Below are 24,646 nucleotides of genomic sequence, written 5' to 3'. Positions count from 1 at the left end.
GCGGTCGTTGGACCTCACCCCCCACGAGGCGCACCATGGCGAAAGCCCCCTTCTCGCGCAGAACGCGCGCGACCATATTCACCGCGACGGCCGGCCTCTCGCTGGCCGTCGCTCTGCTTCCCGGCGGCGCGAACGCGGCCCCGGGCGATCCGGTGGGCCGCCCCGCGGCCGACTCCCCGACAGACACCCCGGCCGCCGACGGACTGCCGCCCATACCCTCGCAGCAGTCGCTGGCGCGAAACGACGCCCGGCTGACGCAGGCCGAACAGCGGCCCGGTGTACGGCAGTTGCGCAAGCAGCTCGGGACGCAGGGCGTGCTCGAACTGGACCCGGCCACCGGTACCGCGCGTCAAGTCGCCAAGCTCGACGGGTACTTGACGTCGGCCAGCGGCGCCGACCCGGAGGACATCGCCCGGCAGTATCTGCGGGCGCATCCCGATGTGTTCGGGCTCTCCGCCGACCAGATCCGTGGACTCACCCTGCGCAAGCAGTACACCGATGTCGCCGGGATACGTCACCTGTCGTTCGTCCAGTCGGTCGACGGTGTCCCGGTGTTCGGCAACGGCGTCAAGGCAAACGTCGCCCGCGACGGACGGCTGATCAGCGTGCTCGGCGCCCCGGTGCGCAAGCTGCCGTCCTCCCTCGCGCCCGCCAGAGTCACCGGAACCGAGGCCCGGCGCACCGCCGTTCGCGACATCGCGGGCGGCGGGAACGTGAGCCTCGGCGCCTCGGACACCGCCAAGCAGGTGGTGTACACGACGCCGGGCGGCACGGCCCGACGCGCATGGCGGACGGTCACCGCGCCGGACGGCCAGGGCATGTGGCTGCACGTGGTCGACGCGGGCACCGGCCGGGTCCTGTACCGGCAGAACCTGTCCTCCGATCTGACGCCCGGGAAGTCCGCGGCCTCGTCCGGCAAGCAGTCCGCAGGCGAGCAGTCCGTCGACAGGCAGTCCGCGAGCCTGGCCTCGGCGGGCCCGCTCCGGCAGACCGGCAAGGTGCTCGTCTGGGACCAGTACCCGGGTGCGCAGTCCGGTGGCAAGCAGCACACCCGTCACCTGACCGCCCGGGGCTGGCTCCCCGAGGGCGCTCAGACCCTCGACGGGTCGGTCGCGCACGTCTTCAGCGACGTCAACGACAACAACAAGGTGGACCCGGGCGAGGAGATCACCCCGGCGGCCGACGGGACGTTCTCCTTCCCGTTCAAGCCCTTCACCGGCGACGGCTGCGGCACCCCGCTGCCCTGCTCGTGGGACCAGAAGACGCCGAACTCCTGGCAGACCAACCGCGAGCAGAACGCCGCGCAGGTCTACTACTTCCTCGGCACCTTCCACGACCACCTGGAGGCCGGTCCGATCGGCTTCACCCGGGCCGCGGGCAACTTCGACAGCCGCGACGGCGACGCCGTACAGGCGCAGACGGACGACGGCGCGGCCGTCAAGGACGGGCTGCCCGACGACGACCACCTGAACAACGCCAACATGGGTACGCCGCCGGACGGCCAGGCGCCCACGATGCAGATGTACCTGACCGGTTCCATACCGGGCTTCAACGTGCTGCAGGGCAACTTCGGCGACGACGCGGCCACCGTCTACCACGAGTACACCCACGGCCTGTCCCACCGGCTCATCACCGACGCCGACGGCGTCCCCGCCCTCAACAGCCAGCAGTCCGGGGCCATGGGCGAGGCGTGGAGCGACTGGTACGCCCTCGACTTCCTCAACAACGAGGGCCTGCTGAAGGACAATCGGCGTACCGACGGCGACGTGACCCTCGACCCGCCGGGCTGGAGCGACGAACTGCCCGCGCGCACCCAGGCGTTGGACTGCCCGGTCGGCTCCACGTCGGCCAAGTGCGACGGTACGGCCGCGGCGGGCCCGGGCGGCTACACCTACGGCGACTACGGGAAGATCTCCTCCCGCGGTGCAGAGGTGCACGCCGACGGCGAGATCTGGGGCGAGACGCTCTGGGACCTGCGCAACGCGCTCGGCAGCCGGCTCGCCGAGTCGCTCGTCACCCGGGCGATGGAACTGTCGCCCGTGAGCCCGTCCTTCCTCGACCAGCGGAACGCCATTCTGCAGGCCGACACCGTGGTCAACGGCGGGCGTGCGCACGATGTGCTCTGGCAGGTGTTCGCCAAGCGGGGCATGGGCTGGTTCGCCGCCGCTCTCACGGGCGACGACACCAGGCCCGACGAGGACTTCTCCGTCCCGCCCGGCCCGGACACCCCGGTGGTCACGCTCACCGGCAAGGTGACCGACGACGAGTCCGGCCTCCCGGTGAGCGGGGTCACGGTCAGCATCAGCGGCCACTCCTCCGGCTTCCCCGGCGCCGACCTGTCCGCGGTGAGCGCGGCGGACGGCACGTACGCGATCCGGAACGTCCCCGAGGGCACGTACCGGAAGGTCTACGCGAGCGGCAACGGCTATGAGCCGCAGGTCCGCACGCTCACCGTCACCTCCGGTACTGCCGACTGGGCGGTGCGCCGTAACTGGTCGGCCTCCTCCGGCGGCGCCGAGGTCGCGGAGTTCAGCGGCGTCGACTACAGCGACTTCGGCTGCGGACCGGCCGGTCTGATCGACATGTCGGCCACCGTCTGGGGTTCGGAGGCCAACGGCGGCACCAACGGCACCGGGGTCGACCCGGTCCACAACACCGTACGGCTGCCCGCGGCCGTGGACGTCAGCGACCTGCGCGTCGATCCGACGTCGGGCTGCGGGGACGACCTGACGGCGTCGCTCGGCGACTACCGGATCGAGACCTCCACGGACGGCACCACCTGGGCCACCGCCGCAGAGGGCCACTTCGGGCCCGCCGACACCGGCCGGGAGAACGCCGTGCCGCTCAACACGGGCACCACGCAGAACGTGCGGTACGTCCGCGTGACGATGCTGGGCAACCAGGCCGTCGACAACGGCGTGGACTGCGCGCAGGACTCCGGCCCGTCGGGCTGCGAGTTCCTGGACATGACCGAACTCGTCGTCCACGGCACACCCCACCAGGGCTGACGGACCCGGTAACCAGCAGGCCAGAGGGTGGCGTTCCGGCAACGGAACGCCACCCTTCGGCACTTGACGCGGATCAACTGGTCGTGCAGGCAGTGCCGTTGAGGGTGAAGGCGGTCGGCGCCGTGTTCGTCGCCCCCTTCGTCCCGATGAAGCCGACCGAGACAGATCCGGCGGCCGGGATCGTTGCCGTGTAGGAGGCGGGTACGACGCTCACGTTGGCGCCGCTCTGGGTGGGTGTACCGCCCCACATGTTGCTGATCGTCTGGCCGTTGGCGAAGCTGAAGCCCAAGGTCCAGTTGGTGAGGGCGGCGGTGCCCGTGTTGCGCAGGGTGATGTCGCCCTGGAAACCGCCCTGCCACTCGCCGACGACCCGGTAGGCGACGGAGCAGCTGACTCCGGGGGTACCGCCGCCCGGCGACGTGGTGACGCTCACCGTGGCCGAGCGGGGCGAACGGTTGCCGGCCGCGTCCCGTGCGTACACGGCGAAGGTGTACGCGGTGGCCGCGGTGAGGCCGGTGACCGTGACGGTGCTGGTGGTGGAGGCGGCGGCCGTGGTCTCCGTACCGCCGCTCACGCGGACGACGTCGTAACCGGCGACGCCAACGTTGTCAGTCGACGCGGCCCAGGTCAGGGTGGTCGAGGTGGCCGTGGTTCCGGACGCCGCCGGGGTGCCGGGGGCGGTCGGGGCCTGGGTGTCGGTGCCCGTGCCACCGCCGTAGACCGTGGCCTCCTTGGAGGTCTGGGCGATGCCGTTGGCGCCGTTGAAGATGCGCTGGCCCCAGGTGCTGAGCTGCTTCGGGTCGAAGCCGATCGACAGGTCGAGGATCGGGTCCGTGTTACCGCTCCACGACCAGGCCAGATAGCCCAGCTTCAGCTGCTGGGCGGTCGCCATCATGGTGTCCTCGTCCGGATCGCCCCACTGGTCGGCCGGACCGCCGAACTCGCCGATGAGGATGGGGAGTTTGGCCGTGACGAAGGCGTTCAGGTAGTCCGTGATCTCCGCGGCCGTGTCGAAGACGCTGTACATGTGGATCGAGAAGATCAGGTTGCCGGTGGTGTCCGCGTTGTACACGGACTGGGCGTTGGCGCGCATGACGCCCTGCCAGTCCTGGCCCCAGTTGGGCGCGTCCACCATGATCGTGTGCTGGAAGCCGGCGGCGCGCAGCTTCTGTACGGCCGCGATCGTCGGGGCGGTCCAGCCGGCCGGATCGGTGTTGCCCCAGGGCTCGTTGCCGATGTTGATGATGACGTAGTTCTCTTGACCGGCGAGCACGCTCTTGAGGCCGATCCAGTAGTCGGCCGCCTGATCGAGCGTCCCGGCGGCGGCCTCCTCGCCGTAGCCGGTGGTGTCGTGCACCTCCAGTACGCAGATCAGGCGGTTGGCCTTGCACTGCGCGACGACGGCGGCCACGTCGTCGGCGGAGTTCTTGGTCCAGCGGTGCCCGTCGGCGAGGACGACGCGGACGGTGTTGGCACCCAACGCCTTGACGTCCCTGAGGGATTGGGTCTGGGTCGGGTACCAGGTGTGGGCGTGGTTGACCCCCCGCATCACGAAGTCGTTGCCGTTGCCTTCGAGCAGACGGCCGTTCGAGATGTGGAGGCCGGTGGCCAGGGCGCGGGGCGGCTCGGCCTGCGCCTGGGCGGGGGTCGGGGCGAGCGCCAGGAGGCCGAGGATGGTGGCCAGGGCGGTCAGCAGGACGGTCAGGGGGCTCTTTCGCGTGGTGCTTCTCTTTGTTCTCACTGCGACTCCAGGGAGTGAGCGCCAAGAAACTTCAGCAACAGCGGAAATGTGGGAGCGCTCCCATACACCCATGACGGCAGGGACACGTCAAGACATCGCGCACACCGGCCGTCCGTCAGCCGGTGCCGGACCGTGTGCTGCGGAACGTACGGCGGTACGCGTCCGGGGGCACACCGATCGTGCGGTTGAAGTGGCGGCGCAGCGTCGTGGCGGTGCCCATGCCGACGGCCTCCGCGATGGCGTCGACACTGTCGCCGGTGGCCTCCAGCAGCTCCTGGGCGCGCCGGATCCGCTGGGTGAGCAGCCATTGCAGCGGGGTGGTACCGGTGACCGTCCGGAAGTGGCGGCCGAGGTGGCGCGAGCTCATGTTGGCCCGGCGGGCCAGGTCCTCCACGGTCAGCGGGCGGTCGAGCCGTTCGATCGCCCAGGGGAACAGCTCGGCGAGCGGATGGTCGTCCTGTGCGGGCACCGGAGCGGTGACGAACTGCGCCTGACCGCCGGCCCGGTGCGGGGGTACGACGAGGCGTCGGGCGACGGTGTTGGCGATCGCCGAGCCGTGGTCGAGCCGTACGAGGTGCAGGCACAGGTCCATCGAGGCCGCCTTGCCGGCGGAGGTGAGGACGCTGCCGTTGTCGACGTAGAGCACGTCCGGATCGACCTCCACCCCGGGATATCGGGCGGCCAGGACATCGGTGTGCGCCCAGTGCGTGGTCGCGCGCCGCCCGTCCAGCAGTCCGGCTGCGGCCAGCACGAACGCACCGGTGCACAGGGAGGCGACCCGCGCTCCCGCCTCGTGCGCCGCACGGACGGCGTCGACCAGTTCGGCGGGCGGCGCCTGGTCGACGTCGGCCCAGCCGGGGACGATCACCGTGTCGGCGTACGGGAGCCGGTCGAGCCCGGAGTCGGGCTCGAACAGGAACCTGCCGGCGCGTGTCGGGCCCGGGCCGCAGAGGGCGACGTCGTACCAGGGGTCGACCAGGTGGGAGAGATCGGAGCCGAAGACCTCGTAGGCGATGCCGAGCTCGAAGTGCAGCATGCCGTCGGTGACGGCGATCGCGACAGTCCTCGTGCCCATCCCCGTACCAGTTTCCATGTCCGGAACTGTACGGGACATGTCGTTCCGGACACTCGTGCGGATCGGGCGACGCGGTCAGGATGGCAACAGTTGAAACGCGACGGGGAGAGAAGACATGGAATCGGTAGCGGGACAGGCGGTTGTGGTGTTCGGCGCGTACGGGCACACGGGGCGGTTCGTGGTCGCCGAGCTGCTGGAGCGGGGGTACGTCCCGATCCTCGCCGGGCGGGACCCGGGTCAACTCGACGACTTGGCAAGGGAGTTGACCGTACTCCGCCCGGGAACCGATCCGGAGGTCGTTCCGGAGACCGATCCGGAGATCGATGTACGACCGGCGTCGGTCGACGACCCGGCGGCGCTGGACCGCGCGCTGGCCGGAGCCGCGGCCGTGATCAACTGCGCCGGACCGTTCGCGGTGACGGCCGCGCCGGTGATCGAGGCGGCGCTGCGGGCCGGGATCCCGTATGTGGACGTGGCGGCCGAGATCGAGGCCAACCTCGACACGTTCACGCACTTCGCGGAGCGTGCCCGCGCCGCGAACACCCTGGTGATCCCCGCGATGGCCTTCTTCGGCGGCCTCAGTGACCTCCTGGTCACCGCGGCGATGGGCGACTGGACGTCGGCCGACGAGGCGAACATCGCGTACGGGCTGAGCAGTTGGCACCCCACCACCGGTACACGCACCGCGGGCGCGGTCTCCCGGGACCGCCGGAACGGCCGCCGGGTCCGCTACAGCGGAGGCCGACTGGAGTACCACGACGACGCGCTGCCGACCCTGAAGTGGTCCTTCCCGGCCCCGATGGGACCCCGGGAGATGATCGGCGAGTTCTCCATGGCCGACGTCGTCACCGTCCCCAGCCACCTGAACATCCCCGAGGTACGCGGCTACATGGCGGCGGACGCGGCCAGGGAACTGTCGGCACCGGACACCCCGGCACCGGTCGCGGTCGACCCGGACGGCCGGTCCGCGCAGACGTTCGTCGTGGACGTCGTCGTACGGGCCGGGGGCGTGGAGCGGCGGGCGGTGGCGAGCGGCCGGGACATCTACGCGGTCAGCGCGCCGCTGGCGGTGGAGGCGGTGGAACGGGTCCTGACGGGACGTACGCGGACGGTCGGTGTCGCGTCCGCAGGGGCGGCCTTCGACGCGACCGACTTCCTCGGCGCTCTGGCCGGGCATGTCTCGCTCGAACTGTTCCGGTAGGGGGTAGTGGGGTAAGGGGCACGAGGGCTCGGGGCTGGGAGTCGGTGGGCCCGCCTCAGGCCCTGCGCCAGGCGCCGAGCAGTTCTTCGGGGCCGTACGCCGCCTGGAGCCCGGAACAGCCGACCCCGTTGCGGGAGACCGCGACGAGCGGTACGGGCTCGTCGGTGATCGCGGCCCGGTGCTTCTGCAGCGCGGCCAGGTCGTGGTTGTCGAACGCGGAGTTCTCCAGCCACTTGACCGACCCGAGGAAGAGCAACTGCTTGGCCACCGGCTGCCGGTCGGCACCGACGAGGTCGATCTCAATGTCGTTGCTGCGGGTCCAGTACCCGCCGATCGCCGGAGCGGCGGGCAGGAACTCGTCAGGGAGAAGCCGGGCGAGGGATTCCCGGACGACGGGTTCGATCGCGCGCCCTCGCCAGCTCGTCCATCGCTCCTTGATCCGGCTCAGCGTGAGATCTCCCCGCATGCGCTCGATCTCCGCCATGTGCGGATCCAGGAACGCGAGCCAGAACCGCAGGTAGGGATCGGCCACTCGGTAGCGGCGTTCCTTCGACGGCCGCAGAGAGAGAGGCAGTTCGGCTGCAACCACCCCTTTCCCGGTCAGGACGTCCGTGGCCCGGGTGAGAGTGGTGTGGCTGATGCCACCGGCGGCACGCGCGACGTTGGTGAAGGTGCGTTCGCCGGTTCCGATCGCCCGTAGGACTTCCCCGCTCATCGCCTGTGGCGGAAACTCCGCGGCCAGTGAGCGCTCGGCGGAGACCAGCAGTGCAGAGATCGGATTGTCGAGTGAGTCGCGGAGGAACTCCCAGAGGTCCGCTCCGGGCCGCCACTCCGCGCAGATCAGCGGGAGACCGCCCGTGATCAGGGTGGCATCGAAGGCGGCTGCGGGTTCGAGGTCGAGCATCTCGCCGATGTCGGCCGGGTTGAGCGGCCCCACGACCATCTCTCGCCCGCGCTGGTGGAAGGGACGGTCGTAGCTGTTCAGCGCCTCCATCATCGACAGGTCGGATCCGACCAGGAGGAGAAGCACCGGCTTGCGGCTGAACAGGCGGTCCCACGCCCTCTGCAGCATGCCCTCGAAGGCGTCGATACGGTCCATGAGATACGGGACCTCGTCGATGACGATCACGCTCGGGCGGTCGTCGGGCAGGACCTCGGCAAGCAGCCTGAAGGCCGCGTTCCACTGCGTCGGGGTCTCCTCCGCGAACAGTTCCCTCCCTGGCAGGGTGGACCGGGCGGCGGCGTCGAGGAGCTCCGCCAGTTCGTCCTCGGCCGTGCCTCCCGCCGCGGTGAAGAAGAGGTACGGCGTCCCGGTGCGCCGCAGGAACTCCTCGACGAGGCTGGACTTGCCGACCCGTCGCCTTCCCCGCATGAGGATGCACTGGCCAGGCTTGGCGGACCCGGCGGCGTCCTGAACGGCCTGGAAGGCGGTACGGAGCACGGTCAGCTCGCGGTTCCTGCCGATGAAACGGCGCATGGAGACTCCCGGAAGCAAAGGTATCGGAAGCAATGGTATCGATAGCGATACTATCGCCATTGATACCATCTCCCCCGAGACTACGCCCGGCTGCCCTGCGCCACCCAATGCGGCCCTAATGAGCCCACGGCGGCGTGATGGTGCTGCCGTCGGCCAGTTTGGCGCTGAGCCCGACACGTGTGGTGACCCACATGTGGGCGGGCTGGTCGGTGGTGTTGGCAACCTCCAGCTCGGAGCCTGCCGGAGCCACCGCCGCGTCACCGACGCCGAGTTCGGCGCTCTCGCCGTCGATGGTGAGCCGGAGGCGGCCGGAGAGGACGTAGAACGTCTCCTCGTGACTGATCGTGTGGGCCTGGCCCACCATTCCGGCCGGGACCTCGGTACGCCAGGCGGCGAGGTCCCGGCCGCCCGTGTCCGGACGGATGTAGGAAACGAAGCGGGCACCGTGGATCTCGTGCGCGACGGCCTCGGCGCTGTGGATGAAAGGCATGTGTCAGCTCCCCCTATAGACAAGCAACTTGTCCATAAAGACAAGCAGCTTGCCGAGTTATAGTCAAGCCATGGACGACGCTCTGGCCTTCTCCGCACTGGTGCTGGCACTCTCCGGACAGTTGGTGCAGGAGATCCACGCCGGCGTGTCCGAGCAGGGATTCGAGGATCTGCGGCCCGCGCACGGCTTCGCCTTCGTCCGCATCTCCATGGGCGGCGCCACCACGGCCGCGCTGGCCGAGCATCTGGGGGTGACCAAACAGGCCGCCGCCCAACTGGTCGAGGAGCTGGTCCGCAAGGGGTACGTGGTGCGGCATCCGCACCCCCACGACGCCCGCGCCCGGCTCCTGGCTCTGACCGAGACCGGCTGGGCCGCCACTCGCGCCGCCGACCAGGCGGCCCGGGCTGCCGTCGAACCATGGCGAGAGGCACTGGGCGAGACACGCTTCAGCGAACTCGTCGCCGACCTGACCCGCCTCACGCCACCGGGGCCGATCCGCCCTGCCTGGTGAGCGGGTTCATCCCCCTGGCCTGGCCAGGCCTGTCACAGGGGGGGGTGAACCCACCAACTGATCACAACATCGCAGAGACCCTAGCCGTACGGATTGAGTGCCCAGAAGCGGACCATGTCGCTGCGACGGTCGAACCACAACTTGGTGGAGTAGCCGCTGCCGTCGCGGTCGAGCTCGTGCGACCGGACCCACTGCGGGTTCTCCGGCCCCTCGCCCTTGAGCGGCTTCTCGAACCACGAGGAGAAGTCATCGGCCGGCCCTTCGGAGACGAAGGCATGGGCCGCCGTCAGCTTGGCAAGTTTCCCCTGTGCCAGCCGGGCGAAGCCCGAGATCACCAGCTCCGGCGACGGTCCGCCCCGGTCGTTGTCCCGGCTGCTCACCCACTTGGCGTCGGTGAGCGGGCCCAGCAGCGGGAACGCCCGCTCCAGCGGTGCGGCGTCGGTGCGCCAGTCCCCCTCGCCCCCGTTTGCCACCTGCCGCAGGGCCCACCAGACGGGTAGGACCGCCAGCCCCGCCCCGATCCCGATCGCCTTCCGTCGCTCCAACGCGATCCCCCTCACGCCTGACTTCGAGGGCACCTTATCCGGCTTGAGCAGCACCTGTTCGATCGCAACCAGACACGCGCCGTAGGTGTACGGACCCGGGAGGTTGGGGAGATCGGGCTGGATCACGACTGTCCGCGCGGCACAGAGCGGCTGGGAGCGTCCAGCCAGATGCGCTGCGCCTGGGCGGTCACGGTCACACCGAAGCGCTCACGGCCCGGTCGGCCGTTCTCGACATACAGCGTGTGCGCGGCCTCCACCGCGTCCCACAGCAGGCGCGGCCCGGCCTGTCGTACAGCCCCGTCCTCTGATCGCGCCCACGCGCCGTCAACAGCCCACATTTCCACGGCTGTTACCGCACCGTCGTCGCCGCGCTCGAAGGCGAACGCCGTGTCGGGCACGGCAAGGGACAGAACGAAACGGAACGCGTCGTCCTCGGCGAAGACGGCCGAATCGAGGGCCGTAAGCCGCCCGCTCGTCGCGCTCGGCCTGCCCGGGTGTACCGGCATGCCTGTGGTGCCGGGGTCACGGACGGCCATGAAGTAAGAGCCTCCTGGCAGGAACCGCCCTTCGGCACGGCCGTCGTAGCCGACGACCAGGCTCACAGTGCCCCAGCCCAACGGACACACGATCAGTCCGCCGGGCTTTACCTGTTCCAGCCACGCTGTCGGGATGGTGGAGAAGCCGCAGGTGGCGATCAGCCGGTCGTACGGTGCCCGGCCCGGGTAGCCGTCGCGGCCGTCCCCGGCGACGACAAGCGGCGTGTATCCGCAGTGCCGCAACCGCGATTCCGCAAGACGTGCCAGCACAGGGTCGATCTCTACCGTGACCACCTGCTCACTGCCCAACCGCTGCGCCAGTAGTGCCGCGTTGTAGCCGGTCCCCGTGGCCACCTCAAGCACCCGATTGCCGTCGGCCACATCCAGGGCCTGGAGCATGGCAAGCATCAGGCCCGGTGCGGTGGACGACGAGGTGGCAACGCCGTCTGTCATCTGGGTCGCCAAAGCGTCATCGGCGTACACGAGGTCGAGCCAGTCGGGATGGGCCGTCGGCACGAGCCGCTGCGTGCCGTTGGCCAGGGTCCAGAACTCCGGTACGAACGGATGGCGCGGTACGGTCTCGAACGCCTTCCTCCAGGTGGGATCGGTCAGTTGGCCGTCGGCTTCCAGCGTGTCGGCCAGTGCCCTACGCAGTTCGGCGGCGCGCTCTTCGGTATGTGTCGTCATGGTCGTCCCTTGGCGAGTAGGTCAGCGATGTGCGCGGCGATGGGCAGGCCGGTCTTGCTCTGGATCCAGGACCACTCTCCGGACGGGTTGCACTCGAACATCACCCAGTCCCCGGACGGCGTCACGGCGAAGTCGAACGCACCGAAGCTGAGCCCGAAGTGCTTCAGCCAACCCAGCACACCGGCCCGTACGTCGTCCGGCACTTCGCACACGTCGTAGGTGAGGGCGTCGTAGTCGCTGCGCCAGTCCACCCGGGAGATGTCGCTGCCCGCGTGGATCTCGGCCGCGAACATGTCCGTGCCCACGACGGTAAGCCGCACCTCGTGGGACTTGGTGATCCGCTCCTGGAACAGGTGCGCCGTCAGGGAAACGGTGTCGTCGATGGTGTCGGGGTCGATCAGGGCCGTCGGTACGCCGGTTCGGCGGTCGTCCGGGTACTCCAGCGGGCCGCCCATGAGCGGCTTGCAGATCACCGGGCCGCCCAACTCCCGACAGAACACCCGGGCCGCCTTGGGATCGGTGGTGATCAGCGACCGGGGAGTACGGAGCCCGTGCGCTGCCGCCACCGGGAGTTGTCCCGGCTTGTGGGAGGCGATGCCGTCCACGTCCGGCCGGTTGACCCACAGCACCGGCAGCGCGTACAGCGTGCCGAGCAAACCGGCCAGCGCCTGTTCGTTGGCCCACGTGCGGTGGGGCTCTTGCATTTCCTCGGATACGGCGGGAAGGCGGGGCCGCCTGTAGTAGACGGCCCGTACCTCCTCCATCCGTACGGAGCGGTGTTCGTCGGCCAGGGCCCCCGCCCAGGGTGCGCCGGCGTGTTCGGCGGACAGCGAGACGGCCGAGGGGAAGTTCCCCATGTCGAAGCGCATCACCGGCACTCGCCGGATCGTCAATTCGTCGACCACCAGGTCTGCGGCGGGGTCCAGTTCCTTGGTGACGACAAGCACCGGACCTCCGGACAGATGCTGCGTCACCGCATCAGGTACGGGTCGGACGTGTCGTCGTTCTTGCTGTCCCAGTTCGTGTTCGTGCAGCTCCCCGCCAGGGAGGTGGACCGACTCCACAACAAACCGGAGCCGTCGGCCAGAACGTTGACCTGACGTACCGGGTCATAGATGAATGACCCTGCCTCCAGGGTCACGGTGTACGGGGTGCGCTCGGCGCGAGCGCCGAAGGGGATGACTGCAATGGGCATGGTTCCTCCGTAAGTTGGTTGGTGGTGAGCGGGCTTTCACCGTCCGGCGCCAGGAACAGCAGGCCGCCCCCGCGTAGTTCGGCCCACACCCGTTTCCCGCCGTGGACCGGCTCGCTTCCCCAGTCGTGGGCTAGCGCGTCCACAAGGAGAAGGCCACGTCCGTTCTCGGCGTCACCGGAAGGCGCGGCCGGGGTGGGTGCGGTGCGGGAGGTGTCCGTGACGACGATCCGTACGGCCTCCTCACCGGTCCGGGTGACGGAAATGCCGATCGTGGCCGCGCCGGTGTGTTCCACCGCGTTGGCGACCAGTTCCGTGACGATCTGCTCGGCTACCTCGATCAGGTGAGGAAGGCCCCAGTTATCCAGAACCGACGCTATGTCCCGGCGGCCCTGCCGAGCGGCTTCCGGCCTCGCCGCATACCGATCCTGGTAGCGCTGTGGTCCTGCTGATGTTGATGCAGCCGTCGTGGTCATCGTCGCGTCCCTCGGGGGTGCTCGCGTTCCGTGTGGCCTTGTCACCGACCCCCAGGGCTGCTGCCCCACTAGGCTCATCCGGTGATGCATAAGACGGTAGAGAGTCGTGATCACTGCTTGAAGTGACCGCGAGTACAAGTGGTTTGCTGCGAACACACGGGAATGGGGCTGTGTATGCGGTCGAGTTCGCGACAAACCCTGACCGGTGGTCAGGGAACACCCGGACGCCCGCGAACAGGCGTCATTTCCGGGTACGTCTTCCGGGTCATACGCGAGCAGCTGGGCCTCACCCAGGAGGAAACGGCTGAGCAGCTACGGGTGTCAGCGGACACGATCGCAGGGTGGGAGTCCGGCCGACGCCCGCTGACTGCCGTACCGGTCGGACAGATGCTCGCGCACCGGCACCGACTCATGCAGATGGGCACCGTACCTGCGCTTCTCCAAGCCCTCGACCGTGCCCTTGAAGCAGACGTACTCCTCGCGGGCGCCCTCGACGCAGAGGCCACCGGAGTCGAGAACAGCCCGCTCGGGGCCTGGGTGATGCAGCGCGATCTCGTCGAGGTGCTTGCGTGGCCCCTCAACCACGTACCACCCCAGCCCGTCCGTGACCTGCCCGCCGTGCCCCGCAGGCGCCGAGGACCCGCGCCGGCCGGGCCGGAGCTGTCGGCCTCCGAGCGGACGCACTTCTTCACCCAGATGCGGCGCACTGCGGAGCAGGCTCGTTGCGAAGGTCAGTTCCTCCTCCGCCGCCAGGCGCTGTACCTCTCCGGGTACGACGACCAGCCCGACACGACGGACTGGCTCGCCCATCAGCAGGCCGCCGAACGCCCCGGCGACTGGCTCACCAGGTGGCTCAACTCCCGTTCTGTCGCCGCCGTTTCGGCCCGGCGCGGAGACCGGGACCGCATGAGCCACTTCATCGACACCGCCCTCGCCGACGACGACGCCGGTGAGGCCGCGAACCTGAACTACTGGGCCTACTGGATCGGCGAGACCGCCCACCTGGAGTTGAGCGACGACTTCATCGCCGCCCGCGCCCCCGGACCATGGCCGGGCGACAAACTGCTCACTCACCTCACGCAGGGGCTCGCGCCGCATCACGGCTACGTCGATCTCAACATCCACTCCGTGTGGTCCCTGCTCCAGGTCCGTCCCAACCTGCTGCGATCCGGTGCGGCGGGCCGTGCCCTGCGCGACCGGCTGCCCGTGATGTTGGATAGCCGGGAACTGTCGGCGCGCGGGCGCCGGGAGTTGGAGAGCATCCGGTACGCGATCCGCCTCGCCGAGGCGTGAGAGGAGCCCAACGGTGGCTGAAGACCTGTCCGCGGTGGCGCGCTTCCTGTACGAGGCGGGGACCCTGAAACAGACAAAGCGCACCGGCTGGTGGATGGCCGGCGTACGCGACCCGGAGTCGGTGGCCGAGCACTCCTGGCGCACCGCTCTTCTCGCGTCGATCATCGCGAAACTCGAAGGCGCCGACCCCGCACGCGCCGCCTACCTCGCGGTCTGGCACGACTCCCAGGAGACCCGTACCGGCGATGTGAACCACCTCGGCAAGAAGTACGCCCCCGGTGCGGACCCGGAGGCCGTCACCGCCGACCAGGTCGCCGGTATGCCCGAGATCCTGGCTTCCGCCGTGCGCGAGATCGTCGCGGAGTACGAGGCCAAGGAATCCACCGAAGCGATCTGCGCCCGGGACGCCGACAAACTGGAGTGCATGATCCAGGGCATCGAGTACAAGGCCCAGGGCTACGAGAACGCCCAGCGCTGGATCGACAACAGCCGCGCCCGGCTCACCACCAAGTCGGCCAACGAACTCGCCGATGCGGTGCTCGCTACGGGGTCCTTGGACTGGCTGCGCGCGGCGCTCGGGGAGGAACGGGGCTGAGTTCGGGGCTCGAAGGTCGGGGCCCGAGTTCCAATGGAGTGGATCGCGCCCCTTGAGCCCCTCCCCTCCCCTCGCGCTCGACGTGCGGACAGGCGCCCGCCGGGCCATCGTGGGCGTAGGGGCGAGACACTCCTCGCCGCCACCTCCACCTCGGGAGGGCAACATGCAGCAGTACGACGTGACAGACGCCCAGAAGAAGGCTTTCGAGGAGAACGAGGCCGACTTCCGCAGATTCGACGATCAATTGCGCGGTATCCGGGAAACCGCCCGAGCGCGACTGGCGAAGAACGGCTGGGAGCCCGACCGCAAAGACACCATCCCCTGTCTGGCCTGCCCGTGCCCCGACTTCCAGCCCGGCGGCCCGCAGGGAAACTGCAAACGAATCAGCTGCCGGGACTCCCTCATCAGCCACGACACGCCCGAGTGAAAGCTGACACAGGACAATGTGTCCCGTGACAGCGAATCCCTGAGCCCTGAGCTTCGGGCGCCGAGATCCGAGATCCGAGATCCGAGATCCGAGCCTCCTTTTGTCAGGGCGCGTGTAGTCAGTCAGGGCATCCGTACGCGGTGGGCTGCCCACAACTTGGCGGCCGTACAGGCTCCATGGGTCCAGGAGTTGGGCGACTCCTCCGCGATCTGGGTCCAGACGCTTTCGTTGGCCGCCGCGAACGCGTTCAGCCCGGCCTCGGGTGCCTCGCGGAAGGCGGGGATGAGGGAAGCCCCTTGCTCGGCGCTCTCGGGAGTGTGGCCGCCCCCGGCGATCAGCCACACGACCCAGTACCCGGCGTCCAGCCACGGCGCGCCTCGGGTGGCCCACGCCCAGTCGACGAGCCACGCCTGCCGCTGGCCGATGATGACGTTGGCGGGGTTCGGGTCGGTGTGGCAGAGGGTGTCTCCGGCGAAGTGCGCGAGAGCTGCGGCAGGTGCGTGCTCACGCAACCGGTGGGCGGCCTCCTTGAGTTCCACGTCGTTTGGCGCGCGCAGCCCGGCCAGCCGTTCCAGAGTCGCCGCGACGAGTGGGAGGTCGTCAGAACCTGGCGTGTAGTCGGCGTGGCGGCCGTCGAGTGCGTCGAAGCCGACGAGGTCCCATCCGCCGGCCTGGAGATGCCATCGCACGCGGGGAGAAATGCCGCTCACGGACGGGCCGACGGCCGCCTCTCGCTGCTGCGTCCATGCCCTGGGGTGATCCACGGGCAACCCCTTGACGTATACCTCGCCCTTCTCGGTCGTCAGGCGCGCGGCGATGGCGGAGTTGAAACCGGACGGCAGGCACGGTTTGGGCACTCAGGAGCGGGCCGGTGCGGGTGAGTACGGAGCCTTGGGCATCGGCGGGAAGGTCGGAGAAGTCGATTCGGCCGGTCGGCATGAGCGCACTTTTGCAGGGAAACAGGGGTGGCTCCGCCCAGTGCACTCGGTGAGAAGTGGAGCTGAGTTCGGGGCTCGGGCTTCAGGGTCCGAGTTGCCGGGCCCGAATCGATGCCCGCCCCCACCCTCCATCGACCCCTCGCACCCGCAATCCAGCGAAGCCTGAGCCCCAAGCTCCGGGTGCCGAGATCCGAGCTCTTTTTGTATGGAATGGGCGGTAAGTTCAACCCACCCTCCCACCCTCCCCCGGTCCCACCGGCGCCTCAACTGGCACCCATACCAGCGCATATGACTTTTCGTGACCGGCTTGCGACGTGCCGTGGTGACGGTCTAGCGTTCGCGACAACAAACAACCCCGGCCGGGTGCTACCAACACCCGCCGGGGTCTGACCAACAAGATCCTCGTAGGAGATCTCGTGGCGTACGACGACTTTATCGCTGCCCTGCCCGCCCCCGCAGCCCAAGCCCATCCCATGGCCAAACCCGGCTACGGCAAGCGCTCCGCCCCGGACTAGTCGCCGCCCCGGAAGGGCGACTTCGATCACCTCCCGGCCCGCGCCGCCTATCTGGCGAGCCTCCTCGACCGGCTCTGCGAGAACGCGGCCATGGACGCCAAGACCATTGCCAAGGCCCAGCCCCTCTACGGCCAGGCCGCCGTGCGCACCACCCTCAACGAACTCGGCGTGGCCGGACATCTGCGCCGGGTGCGCCAGAGCATCCCGCCCGGTGAGGGAGTGAGCGGCAGCCGGTGGGTCGTCCACACGTACTGGTCGCGTACCGCACGTGACAACGAATGGTGGGCCACCTTCCTCAAAGGTGACGCGACCGCCGAGACGCCCAGGGCAACATCGGGCGCGCCCGACTCCCAGGAGACCGACGCCCAGGAACCTCCGGAAGCCGACGAAGACCCGGAATCCTCCGGCGCCGTACCGCCCCGTACCGCCAACTCGCCATGCCTCGAACGGAGTTCGGGCCCCTCCGTCGCATACGACACCCTCGCCCGACTCGGTCTCCAGGAGCCCCGCCTCGCCCTGTCCGCCGCCGACTGCGCCGCCCTGGAACAGCCGGCCGCCGACTGGATGGCCCGGGGCGCGACGCCCGAGCACATCACCCATGCCCTCGTCGCCGGACTTCCGGACCACGTCCACTCACCCCGGGCGTTCGTCCAGCGGCGGCTGGTCGACAAGATGCCGCCCGAGCGGACCGTCGTGGCACCGGCTCCCGGTCCCCGGCGCAATCTGCTGATGGAGTGCACCGACTGCGGGGTCCCGGGGCGGCCGGAAGCGTTGCCCGGTGGGCTCTGCCGGGGCTGCCGGGACCGAGCCGGGAGCGGGTCGGAGGTTTCCGGGCCGTCGGTACGCCGTCCCGATCCGACCGTGCGCGAACTCGCCGCGCGGGTGCGTGCCGGGATGCGTGTGCCTCAGCGGGCCTGAGGCCCGGTTCTGAGGCTGGATGTCCGGCCAGATCCACAACGGCGGTCGGCTGCTGCTGCTCGACGCCCGGCGCATCCTCGCCCGCCAGCGATGGGGCGAGCCGACAACTGGGGGGGCAGGAACGCACGGCCGAAACACAGCCGAGGGGCGCTTCCGCCCGGTGCAGGACGGAAACACCCCTCGGCGCAGGTCAGTCCGCCGTACGTCAGGCCGCCGGTTTCACCGCAGGCGTCGATGTCGACGCCTCGCCCTTCGCCAGTGGCCACTCCTTGTGGAGTTCGCCCAGCGGAATGCGGGTCTGGAAGATCGGTGTGCCGAAGATGGTCAGCTGGAGCTGGAGGGCGCCGGAGAGGTCGATGCCGCCGTACAGGGCCCAGGAGCCGCTCGCCGAGCCCGTGCCGTCGCTCGATCCGCCTGCTGCGGCGTCCGCCTCCACGCGGAGGTACGGGGCGAGGTCGGCGCTGACACCGACGGTGCCGTACAGGCCGATCGAGGCCTCGGCGCCCAGGGACGCCTTGACGTCACCGTTCGCCGTGACGTTGACGTCCAGCGGCGTGCCGGTCATCTCGGACTCGCTGACCGACTGCCAGCCCTTGCTCCAGGAGAAGGTGCCGCCGACGCGGAAGTCACCCTTGAGGTCCTGCTCGACGTCGACCGTCACCTTGCCGTCGGCGTCGACCTGGAAGTAGCAGACCAGGTCGAGGTTGACGACGATCGGGACCGGGCCCGCGTAGATGACGGGGTCGGAGTGGAGTTCCGCGAAGGGGATGCGCAGGGGCTTGCCGTTGGTCGTGGTGGTGCCGGCCGCGCGGCCCTTCAGTGACCACTTCGAGGCCCAGTCACCGGTCAGGCCGAGGAACGCGCCGCCGGGCGAGGAGCCCGTCCCGCTGCCGGAACCGTCGTACGAGAAGGCGACCTCGGGCGCGAGCTGGACGAAGCCCTGCACCGAGGCCGACGCCGAGGCGGGAGCGCCCTCGGCCGTGGCGATGGCGGCGCCCACGTCGATACGCAGGCTGCCCAGCGGAAGCCTGGCGCCCTCGGGACCGAAGGTGAGGTCACCGGTCTTGGCCCAGGAGACCTTCACGCCCTCGACGAGCGGCTCGACCTCGATGGTCGACGGGTCCACCGGGACCTCGCCCTCGGCCTTGCTCTCACCGAGTACGGAGTTGAGTTCGGCGGACTTGGTGACCACCTCCGTTCCGCCGTCCGCGGCCTCACCGACGACCTCGGTCACCTCGGCCAGCAGTCCGTCGGGGGCACCGGGAGCGGGGGCGCTGGCGATGACGTCGCCGACGGCAACGGGCGCTTCGGGGGCGGCGGTTGACTCCGACGCGGAGGGTGAGGGAGAGGTGGGATCAGAGGATTCGGGGGACTCGGGGGACTTGGGCGACTCAGGGGATTCGGAGGAAGAGGCGGCGGACGGGGTCGCCTTGCCGCCGGCCGGTGCGGTCACCGACTTCGCGGTGATGACCGCCCGGCCGCTCTTCTTGTCGTAGGAGGCGACCTTGAGCGACGACTTCCGCGCTCCGGCACCCTCCTCGGCCGAGTTCTGGGTTGCCACAGCCGTGGGGGCGCCGTTACCCAACGGGGCTTGTACGACCGCGAGTTGGTCCGGCGTGTTGGCGGCGGCGGGGATCTCGGCCGCCGCCGCGCCCGCGCTGTCCGCCTCGGTCGGCGAGCTTGCGGAGCAGCCTGTGGTGAGCAGGGCCGCGACGGTGACCGACGCCAGCAGGGCATGTCTGGTGAGCTTGTGCACGCGTGGGGGTCCTCGGAATCGAGTGGATCGAATGACGGGACGGGGCGCGGGGGTTCATGTTCGGAGGTTGAGCACGAACGATTACCCCTCGGTAGCCACGCATGAGCATGCCAGCCCCACCCGCCTCCGAGGCACACTTCCTTTACTTTCTTTGCGTCACGATCTTGTGAAGTGGATCACTATGCGGTTTACGGCCCCGCTCACTGCTCGGTGTCCAGCCGGTACTGCTCCGACTGCACGAGGTACATCCGCCGGAAAAGCCCCGGTCCGTCACCGTCGGCCTTCAACAGGCCCTCGAACGTGCCGTGTTCGGCGACGCGGCCCCGCTCCAGGACGTAGATCTCGTCCGCGTGCCGGACGCTGTGCAGGCGGTGGGTGATCAGGATGATCGTCTGACCCCCGGCGGCGAGGCTGCGGATCTGGTCGAAGACGCGCTGCTCGGTCTCCGCGTCCAGGGCACTGGTCGGTTCGTCCACGACGAGGATGCGGGCGTCGCGGTGCCGGGCACGGGCGATGCCCAGGCGCTGCCACTGGCCGCCGGAGATCTGGTGGCCGCCCTTGTACCCGCGGGCGAGGAGGGTGTCCCACCCCCGGGGCAGGCCGGCGATGGTCTCGTCGGCGCCCGCGTACTCGGCGGCGGCGTGCAGGTGTTCATCCTCGTGCGGGGCGTCGGGCCGGCCGATGGCGATGTTGACGCGCGCCGTGAAGGGCCAGCGGTAGAAGTCCTGGGCGACGACCGCGACCCGGTCGAAGAGGTCGGTACGGTCGAGCTCGGTGGAGTCGATCCCGTCCCAGAGGATGCGGCCGGCGTCGGGCGCGTACAGCCCGCACAGCAGCTTGGCCAGGGTCGACTTGCCGCTGCCGTTGTTGCCGACCAGCGCGACGATCCGGCCGGTGGGGATGGTGACGTTGACCGCGTCGAGGGCGGGTTCGGTGGCCGTGCCCGGATAGGTGAAGGAGACGTTCTCGAAGCGGACGGCGTCCACCCGGGCGGGCAGTTTGCGGCCGGTGTCCGGGATGAGCCTGCGGTCCGCCTCCTGGCACAGCCGCTCCAGGTCTGCGACGAACAGGCTTTCCTCGTAGAGGTAGTTGAGCTGTACGACCAGCGCCTCCAGGTTGGCGGACCCGGTCCGGATGGCGATGACCGCCGTACCGGCGACGGCCAGATCCATCGCCCCCGTCCACAGCAGCAGCCCGAGCACACCGTACGCGGCGGCCGTCGCGATGCCCGTCCACCCGGAGGCGATCAGCCCGGTACGGGCGGCCAGCGAGGCGAGCCGCGTCTGTTCCCGCTCCCCCGTCTCGGCCATGGTCCGGAAGTGCCGCAGCAGAAACGGCCCGATGTTGTGCACCCGCACCTCGGGCGCCGCCTGTACGTCGATCAGCAGCCGCCCCAACAGCTGCCCCGCGCGGGCGTGTTGGACCCAGGTGTGGAAGGAGACGTATCGCCGGCGGGCGATCGTGAGCGCGCTCCAGGCGCTGGGCAGCGTCATCAGGACGAGGAGCGGGAGAAGGGCCGGATGCAGCACGGTGAGCACACCGGCGGCCGCCGCCAGCGCGATGCTCGCGGTCATGACGGAGGTGCAGAACCGGATCATGCGCCGCGCGGACTCGGCGCCGTACTGCGCGGAGTCGAGCAGCTTGTGGAACTCCTCGTCCTCGACGGCGGCCAACTCGACCCGGGCCACCCGCTCCAGGTACTCCTCGGTCGCCACCCGGTACACCTTGGGCTCCAGCCGTCCGGTGCCGGCGGTGGACGCGGACCGTAACAGCGCGCCGACGAGCGCGGTGATCGCGACGACGGCCAGCGCCGGTACGGCGTCCCGCAGCCGGTCGGTGGTGTGCCCGCCGCCGAGCAGCTGGGCGAGCACCCGGTTGACGGCCACGAGCCCGACCGCCTGCGCCACTCCCCCGCCCAACTCGGCGATCGCCACCCGCCGCAGGGCGCGCGGGTCGGCCCGGTGGGCGAGCCGGACGGTGGCGCCGATCAGCCGGGGCATCCGCGCGACCATGGTCCGCAGCCCCAGTTCGAGGAACGACCCCTGGTGCTGGTTCCACCCCATGTCGTACCTCAACGGCCCCCCGAACAGCAGCCGTTCGGACTCGGAGACACCGTCGTCGGCGCCCTTCTCCCCCGCAGCCTCACCAGCGGCTTCTCCCGCGGCTTCTCCCGCGGCTGCTCCTTCGGCCGTCTGCTCCGCCTGCTCCGTGTTCTTCGCCTTCACCTTCGCCGTACGTTCGTCACGCGTCGTCATACGAGTGGGTCCCCCTTGGCAAGCCGGTCGAGCCGCGCATGTCCTGCCCAGTTCTTCCCGCGCGCGGAATCCCTCACCCGGTCCGGGGACCGCCAACGGTCACGTGCCGGAGTGCGACCGCCGCACCGGGCTCGATCCCGCGCCCTCGCTTGCACCCCGGCCGCGCCCCTCCCGGCGCCCCGCCGCCACCAGCCCCACCGTGACGCACACCGACCCCGCCGCCATCACCGTCATCGCCGTTCCCGGAGAGGTGAGTTGGGCGATCGTGCCGGCCAGGGCCGCGCTCACGCCCTGCATGGTGAGCATCCCGGCGGAGTGCAACCCGAGGGCGTGGCCGGAGAGTTCGGGCGGAGTGAGGGACATCAGGCGTTCCTGCTGGACGAGGCTCGCGCCGTAGCCGACCGAGGCCAGGCAGACCGTCACGGCCGCTGTCCAGGCTCCGGGGTCCAGGGCGAAGAGCAGATTCGGCACCGCCAGCAACAGCAGCAGCGGTACGGCCAGTCGGCGGCGCAGCCGGGGTGGCACGAAGCGGCCGATCGTCACGTCCCCGATCAGCATGCCGAGGGCCGCGCAGGCGAAGAGGGTGCCCGCGGAACCGGGGTCGTAGGACACGTACAGGGACTCGATGCCGACGACCAGGCCGTTGGGGATCCAGAGGCCCAGATAGGTGAGCCTGCGGGGCCGGTCCGACCACAAGCGGGCGTTCGTACGCCAGGTCTGGGCGATGGACGGGCGGCCGGAGAGTCGGGGCGGGCGGCGGGTCAGGCCCAGGCGGGTCACCAGGGCGCCCGCCAGGTAGAGGGCCGCCGAGGTCAGGAGTGTGGTGCGGGCGGAGAGGGCCGCCACCATGACCCCGCCGGTCGCGAAACCCGCGATCTGCATCAGCCCGTTCGACATGTTGAAGACCGAACGCCCCAGCAGATAGCCCTCCTTCGCCAGGATCTCGTTGAGCAGGCCCCAGCCGACCCCCGCCCCCAGCGACGCGATCAGCCCGAGGACGAACAGCAGCGCGAAGACCACCCCGATCGGCAGACCCGGGGTCGCCATCGCCGCCGTGCCGAGCGCGAAGGCCAGCGCGATGCCCGTCAGGGTCGCGCGCGGGGGCAGCCGGTCGGAGGCCGAGAGAAGGGTCGTCGCGCCGACCACCTGGGCGAGTTGGGGGCCGAACATGCTCAGGGCGGAGAGCAGGGGCGAGCCCGTGGCCCGGTAGGTGAGGGTGGCGAGGGCCAGGCCGCCGATCGTCGAGGCGGCCGATCTGAGCGCCGTGGAGAGGAAGAGCGGGGTGAACTCGCGGGTGCGGAAGAGGGCGGAGTAGCTGCGCATGCGGGGAGTCTGCGAGGGACACCGGGCCGTCGTTATTGTTTCGCGCACACGCGAAACATCACGCGCGCTCCACACCGACGGAGGTACGGCCATGGGCTGGTGGCAGGTCAACGCCGACACCCTCGCCCGCAGCCGGTTCGTCATCTCGCCCCTCGCCGAGACCTTCGCGAGCCTGCGACTGCTGCACACCGGGACGGCCACGCACCCCGGCGAGCGCACCTGGCTGGCCGCCCACCTGCCCGCGTACCGCCGCCGTCTCGCGCAGGACCCGACCACCGCCCTCCTCGTCCGGATCGGCATCGGCCGCGACTGGATCGCCGACTTCCTGACCCCCACCCCCCGGTACGGCGAGACGTTCGAGGATGCCGTCGGGCGCGTCCGCACGGTCGCGCCCGCGCTCGCCCGCGACCACCTCGTCCGCTCCCGCCCCGGCCCGCTGCCCGCCACCCTCGCCGACCGGGACGACCTCCCGGAACGCGCCGCCGGTCTCCTCACCTATGTGTGGGAGGAGGCCGTGCTCCCGGACTGGGACCGGCGCCGGCGCGTCCTCGAAGCCGATGTGGTCGCGCGGACCGCCCAGGTCAGTCAGGGCGGCTGGGCCGCCGTGCTGGACGCGCTGCGGCCGGGCACGCGCTGGCTCGGCGGCAACCGGCTCCAGGTCAACGCACACGAGTACCCGCCCCGCGAGATCTCCGGCGCCGAGCTGGTCTTCGTGCCCGTGACGCCGAAAGCGGGGTGGGTGGCGTGGGAGGAGCCGGAGCGGTACGCCGTCATCTACCCGTGCGCGGGAGCACTGACCGGGCACCGCGGTGGGCGTACGGCCTCCGCCGCTCTCGGGGCGCTCCTCGGGCCGGCGCGTAGCACCGTGCTCGTACTTCTCGACTCACCCCTCAGTACTACTCAGCTGACAGCCTTGACCAGGCAGGCGCTCGGCTCGGTCGGGCGGCATCTGCGGGTGCTGCTGGACGCGGGGCTGGTGGAGCGGCATCGGGCGGGGCGGTCGGTGCTGTACTCGCGTACGGCCGCCGGTGAGGTCTTGGTCAAGGCTTCAGGGGCGGGGCCCGGGCCCGACACCTACCGGAGTTAGCATCCGCTTATGACCACAGATGCCACTTCCCCTTCCTCCTCCCCCTCCGCCGACTCCCCCCTCGCCGTCGAGATCGGCGCCCTCACGGGCGGTTCCGCGGACCTCGCCCAGTACGCGGGCAAGGCCGTCCTCATCGTCAACGTCGCCTCCAAGTGCGGGCTGACCCCGCAGTACGCGGGGCTGGAGAAGCTCCAGGCGCGGTACGCCGAGAAGGGCTTCACCGTCCTCGGGGTGCCCTGCAACCAGTTCATGGGCCAGGAGCCCGGCAGCTCCGAGGAGATCGCCGAGTTCTGCTCGGCGACGTACGGCGTGACCTTCCCGATGACCGAGAAGGTCGAGGTCAACGGGGAGGCCCGGCACACCCTGTACGACCGCCTGGTTGGGTTCGCCGACGGCGAGGGCCACACCGGGGACATCCGCTGGAACTTCGAGAAGTTCCTCATCGGCCGCGACGGCCAGGTCGTCGCCCGCTTCTCCCCGCAGACCGAGCCGGAGACGGACGAGCTGGTGGGCGCGGTGGAGAAGGCCATCGGCTGACCTCCCTCGGGCTCGGCGGGTTGACCTTGCCCCTGGGGCAAGGCCGAGCGTCCTGTGTCACCG

The 24,646-nt window shown here is 70.1% G+C and carries 22 protein-coding genes; 9 read left to right on the top strand and 13 right to left on the bottom strand.

Translation table 11 applies throughout. The features are described from left to right. Positions 1–35 precede the first annotated feature (35 nt). Positions 36–3,008, top strand: a complete 2,973-nt coding sequence (locus OHN74_RS25270; RefSeq protein ID WP_327696882.1) for a M36 family metallopeptidase — start codon at positions 36–38, stop codon at positions 3,006–3,008. 73 nt (positions 3,009–3,081) lie between these two features. On the opposite strand, the gene OHN74_RS25265 is transcribed toward OHN74_RS25270, so the two are convergent. Next, positions 3,082–4,749 carry a cellulase family glycosylhydrolase gene (locus OHN74_RS25265; RefSeq protein WP_327696881.1) on the bottom strand — a complete coding sequence of 556 codons (1,668 nt, stop codon included), beginning with the start codon at positions 4,747–4,749 and terminating at the stop codon, positions 3,082–3,084. Positions 4,750–4,864: 115 nt separating this feature from the next. Continuing rightward, positions 4,865–5,824 carry a helix-turn-helix domain-containing protein gene (locus tag OHN74_RS25260; RefSeq protein ID WP_327700261.1) on the bottom strand — a complete coding sequence of 320 codons (960 nt, stop codon included), beginning with the start codon at positions 5,822–5,824 and terminating at the stop codon, positions 4,865–4,867. A gap of 115 nt (positions 5,825–5,939) precedes the next feature. Here OHN74_RS25260 and OHN74_RS25255 point away from each other — a divergent pair, with 115 nt between their 5' ends. Beyond that, positions 5,940–7,025 (top strand): saccharopine dehydrogenase family protein, encoded by a 1,086-nt coding sequence (locus OHN74_RS25255; protein WP_327696880.1) that lies wholly within the window; start codon positions 5,940–5,942, stop codon positions 7,023–7,025. Positions 7,026–7,080: 55 nt separating this feature from the next. Here OHN74_RS25255 and OHN74_RS25250 read toward each other — a convergent pair whose 3' ends face one another. Then, positions 7,081–8,502 (bottom strand): ATP-binding protein, encoded by a 1,422-nt coding sequence (locus OHN74_RS25250; protein ID WP_327696879.1) that lies wholly within the window; start codon positions 8,500–8,502, stop codon positions 7,081–7,083. Positions 8,503–8,617: 115 nt separating this feature from the next. Beyond that, positions 8,618–8,992: a cupin domain-containing protein gene (locus OHN74_RS25245; RefSeq protein WP_327696878.1), complete on the bottom strand. Its 375-nt coding sequence runs from the start codon at positions 8,990–8,992 to the stop codon at positions 8,618–8,620. 70 nt (positions 8,993–9,062) lie between these two features. Here OHN74_RS25245 and OHN74_RS25240 point away from each other — a divergent pair, with 70 nt between their 5' ends. Further along, positions 9,063–9,503, top strand: a complete 441-nt coding sequence (locus OHN74_RS25240) for a MarR family winged helix-turn-helix transcriptional regulator (RefSeq protein ID WP_327696877.1) — start codon at positions 9,063–9,065, stop codon at positions 9,501–9,503. Positions 9,504–9,583: 80 nt separating this feature from the next. Here the strand turns inward: OHN74_RS25240 and OHN74_RS25235 are convergent, their stop codons facing one another. The 5 genes from OHN74_RS25235 to OHN74_RS25215 all read right to left on the bottom strand — a co-directional run bounded on the left by OHN74_RS25235 (position 9,584) and on the right by OHN74_RS25215 (position 12,939). Further along, positions 9,584–10,048, bottom strand: a complete 465-nt coding sequence (locus OHN74_RS25235; RefSeq protein WP_327696876.1) for a hypothetical protein — start codon at positions 10,046–10,048, stop codon at positions 9,584–9,586. A 122-nt stretch (positions 10,049–10,170) separates the two neighbouring features. Next, on the bottom strand, positions 10,171–11,271 hold the full coding sequence (locus OHN74_RS25230) for a methyltransferase domain-containing protein (RefSeq protein WP_327696875.1): 1,101 nt from the start codon (positions 11,269–11,271) through the stop codon (positions 10,171–10,173). Further along, positions 11,268–12,245 (bottom strand): ATP-grasp ribosomal peptide maturase, encoded by a 978-nt coding sequence (gene tgmB, locus OHN74_RS25225; protein ID WP_327696874.1) that lies wholly within the window; start codon positions 12,243–12,245, stop codon positions 11,268–11,270. The genes OHN74_RS25230 and tgmB overlap by 4 nt, the downstream gene beginning before the upstream one ends. Next, complete coding sequence (gene tgmA, locus OHN74_RS25220; protein ID WP_327696873.1) at positions 12,242–12,466, bottom strand: putative ATP-grasp-modified RiPP; 225 nt, start codon at positions 12,464–12,466, stop codon at positions 12,242–12,244. Before tgmA ends, tgmB begins: the two co-directional genes overlap by 4 nt. Beyond that, positions 12,409–12,939: an ATP-binding protein gene (locus OHN74_RS25215; protein ID WP_327696872.1), complete on the bottom strand. Its 531-nt coding sequence runs from the start codon at positions 12,937–12,939 to the stop codon at positions 12,409–12,411. Before OHN74_RS25215 ends, tgmA begins: the two co-directional genes overlap by 58 nt. 162 nt (positions 12,940–13,101) lie before the next feature. Here OHN74_RS25215 and OHN74_RS25210 point away from each other — a divergent pair, with 162 nt between their 5' ends. The 3 genes from OHN74_RS25210 to OHN74_RS25200 all read left to right on the top strand — a co-directional run bounded on the left by OHN74_RS25210 (position 13,102) and on the right by OHN74_RS25200 (position 15,254). Continuing rightward, the gene (locus tag OHN74_RS25210; RefSeq protein WP_327696871.1) at positions 13,102–14,232 is read left to right on the top strand and encodes a helix-turn-helix transcriptional regulator; all 1,131 of its coding nucleotides are present in this window, start codon (positions 13,102–13,104) and stop codon (positions 14,230–14,232) included. 13 nt (positions 14,233–14,245) lie between these two features. Then, positions 14,246–14,827, top strand: coding sequence for an HD domain-containing protein (locus tag OHN74_RS25205; protein WP_327696870.1), 582 nt, complete (start codon positions 14,246–14,248; stop codon positions 14,825–14,827). Between the two features lie 163 nt (positions 14,828–14,990). Beyond that, positions 14,991–15,254 (top strand): hypothetical protein, encoded by a 264-nt coding sequence (locus OHN74_RS25200; protein WP_327696869.1) that lies wholly within the window; start codon positions 14,991–14,993, stop codon positions 15,252–15,254. Between the two features lie 122 nt (positions 15,255–15,376). Here the strand turns inward: OHN74_RS25200 and OHN74_RS25195 are convergent, their stop codons facing one another. Then, a complete protein-coding gene (locus tag OHN74_RS25195; RefSeq protein ID WP_327696868.1) occupies positions 15,377–16,111 on the bottom strand; it encodes a phosphotransferase family protein in 735 nt (244 codons plus the stop codon). A 686-nt stretch (positions 16,112–16,797) separates the two neighbouring features. Here OHN74_RS25195 and OHN74_RS25190 point away from each other — a divergent pair. Next, the gene (locus tag OHN74_RS25190; RefSeq protein WP_327696867.1) at positions 16,798–17,625 is read left to right on the top strand and encodes a hypothetical protein; all 828 of its coding nucleotides are present in this window, start codon (positions 16,798–16,800) and stop codon (positions 17,623–17,625) included. Positions 17,626–17,830: 205 nt separating this feature from the next. Here the strand turns inward: OHN74_RS25190 and OHN74_RS25185 are convergent, their stop codons facing one another. From OHN74_RS25185 to OHN74_RS25175, 3 genes are all read right to left on the bottom strand, one after another. Further along, on the bottom strand, positions 17,831–19,381 hold the full coding sequence (locus tag OHN74_RS25185; protein ID WP_327696866.1) for a hypothetical protein: 1,551 nt from the start codon (positions 19,379–19,381) through the stop codon (positions 17,831–17,833). 200 nt (positions 19,382–19,581) lie between these two features. Then, on the bottom strand, positions 19,582–21,444 hold the full coding sequence (locus OHN74_RS25180; protein ID WP_327700260.1) for an ABC transporter ATP-binding protein: 1,863 nt from the start codon (positions 21,442–21,444) through the stop codon (positions 19,582–19,584). 291 nt (positions 21,445–21,735) lie between these two features. After that, positions 21,736–22,959, bottom strand: coding sequence for an MFS transporter (locus OHN74_RS25175; RefSeq protein ID WP_327696865.1), 1,224 nt, complete (start codon positions 22,957–22,959; stop codon positions 21,736–21,738). Between the two features lie 91 nt (positions 22,960–23,050). On the opposite strand from OHN74_RS25175, the gene OHN74_RS25170 reads away from it, so the two are divergent. Both OHN74_RS25170 and OHN74_RS25165 read left to right on the top strand, forming a co-directional pair. After that, positions 23,051–24,046, top strand: coding sequence for a winged helix-turn-helix domain-containing protein (locus tag OHN74_RS25170; protein ID WP_327696864.1), 996 nt, complete (start codon positions 23,051–23,053; stop codon positions 24,044–24,046). 9 nt (positions 24,047–24,055) lie between these two features. After that, on the top strand, positions 24,056–24,583 hold the full coding sequence (locus tag OHN74_RS25165) for a glutathione peroxidase (protein ID WP_327696863.1): 528 nt from the start codon (positions 24,056–24,058) through the stop codon (positions 24,581–24,583). Positions 24,584–24,646 lie beyond the last annotated feature (63 nt).

The organism is Streptomyces sp. NBC_00459, from assembly GCF_036013955.1.
Lineage (GTDB): Bacteria > Actinomycetota > Actinomycetes > Streptomycetales > Streptomycetaceae > Streptomyces.
This window is presented reverse-complemented; position numbering and strand designations above follow the sequence as displayed.

Coding starts and splice junctions, on each gene's coding strand:
- OHN74_RS25270 (WP_327696882.1), top strand. CDS start 36: ATGGCGAAAGCCCCCTTCTCGCGCAGAACGCGCGCGACCATATTCACC.
- OHN74_RS25260 (WP_327700261.1), bottom strand. CDS start 5,824: ATGGGCACGAGGACTGTCGCGATCGCCGTCACCGACGGCATGCTGCAC.
- OHN74_RS25255 (WP_327696880.1), top strand. CDS start 5,940: ATGGAATCGGTAGCGGGACAGGCGGTTGTGGTGTTCGGCGCGTACGGG.
- OHN74_RS25250 (WP_327696879.1), bottom strand. CDS start 8,502: ATGCGCCGTTTCATCGGCAGGAACCGCGAGCTGACCGTGCTCCGTACC.
- OHN74_RS25245 (WP_327696878.1), bottom strand. CDS start 8,992: ATGCCTTTCATCCACAGCGCCGAGGCCGTCGCGCACGAGATCCACGGT.
- OHN74_RS25240 (WP_327696877.1), top strand. CDS start 9,063: ATGGACGACGCTCTGGCCTTCTCCGCACTGGTGCTGGCACTCTCCGGA.
- OHN74_RS25230 (WP_327696875.1), bottom strand. CDS start 11,271: ATGACGACACATACCGAAGAGCGCGCCGCCGAACTGCGTAGGGCACTG.
- tgmA (WP_327696873.1), bottom strand. CDS start 12,466: ATGCCCATTGCAGTCATCCCCTTCGGCGCTCGCGCCGAGCGCACCCCG.
- OHN74_RS25215 (WP_327696872.1), bottom strand. CDS start 12,939: ATGACCACGACGGCTGCATCAACATCAGCAGGACCACAGCGCTACCAG.
- OHN74_RS25210 (WP_327696871.1), top strand. CDS start 13,102: ATGGGGCTGTGTATGCGGTCGAGTTCGCGACAAACCCTGACCGGTGGT.
- OHN74_RS25200 (WP_327696869.1), top strand. CDS start 14,991: ATGCAGCAGTACGACGTGACAGACGCCCAGAAGAAGGCTTTCGAGGAG.
- OHN74_RS25190 (WP_327696867.1), top strand. CDS start 16,798: ATGGACGCCAAGACCATTGCCAAGGCCCAGCCCCTCTACGGCCAGGCC.
- OHN74_RS25180 (WP_327700260.1), bottom strand. CDS start 21,444: ATGGGGTGGAACCAGCACCAGGGGTCGTTCCTCGAACTGGGGCTGCGG.
- OHN74_RS25175 (WP_327696865.1), bottom strand. CDS start 22,959: ATGCGCAGCTACTCCGCCCTCTTCCGCACCCGCGAGTTCACCCCGCTC.
- OHN74_RS25170 (WP_327696864.1), top strand. CDS start 23,051: ATGGGCTGGTGGCAGGTCAACGCCGACACCCTCGCCCGCAGCCGGTTC.
- OHN74_RS25165 (WP_327696863.1), top strand. CDS start 24,056: ATGACCACAGATGCCACTTCCCCTTCCTCCTCCCCCTCCGCCGACTCC.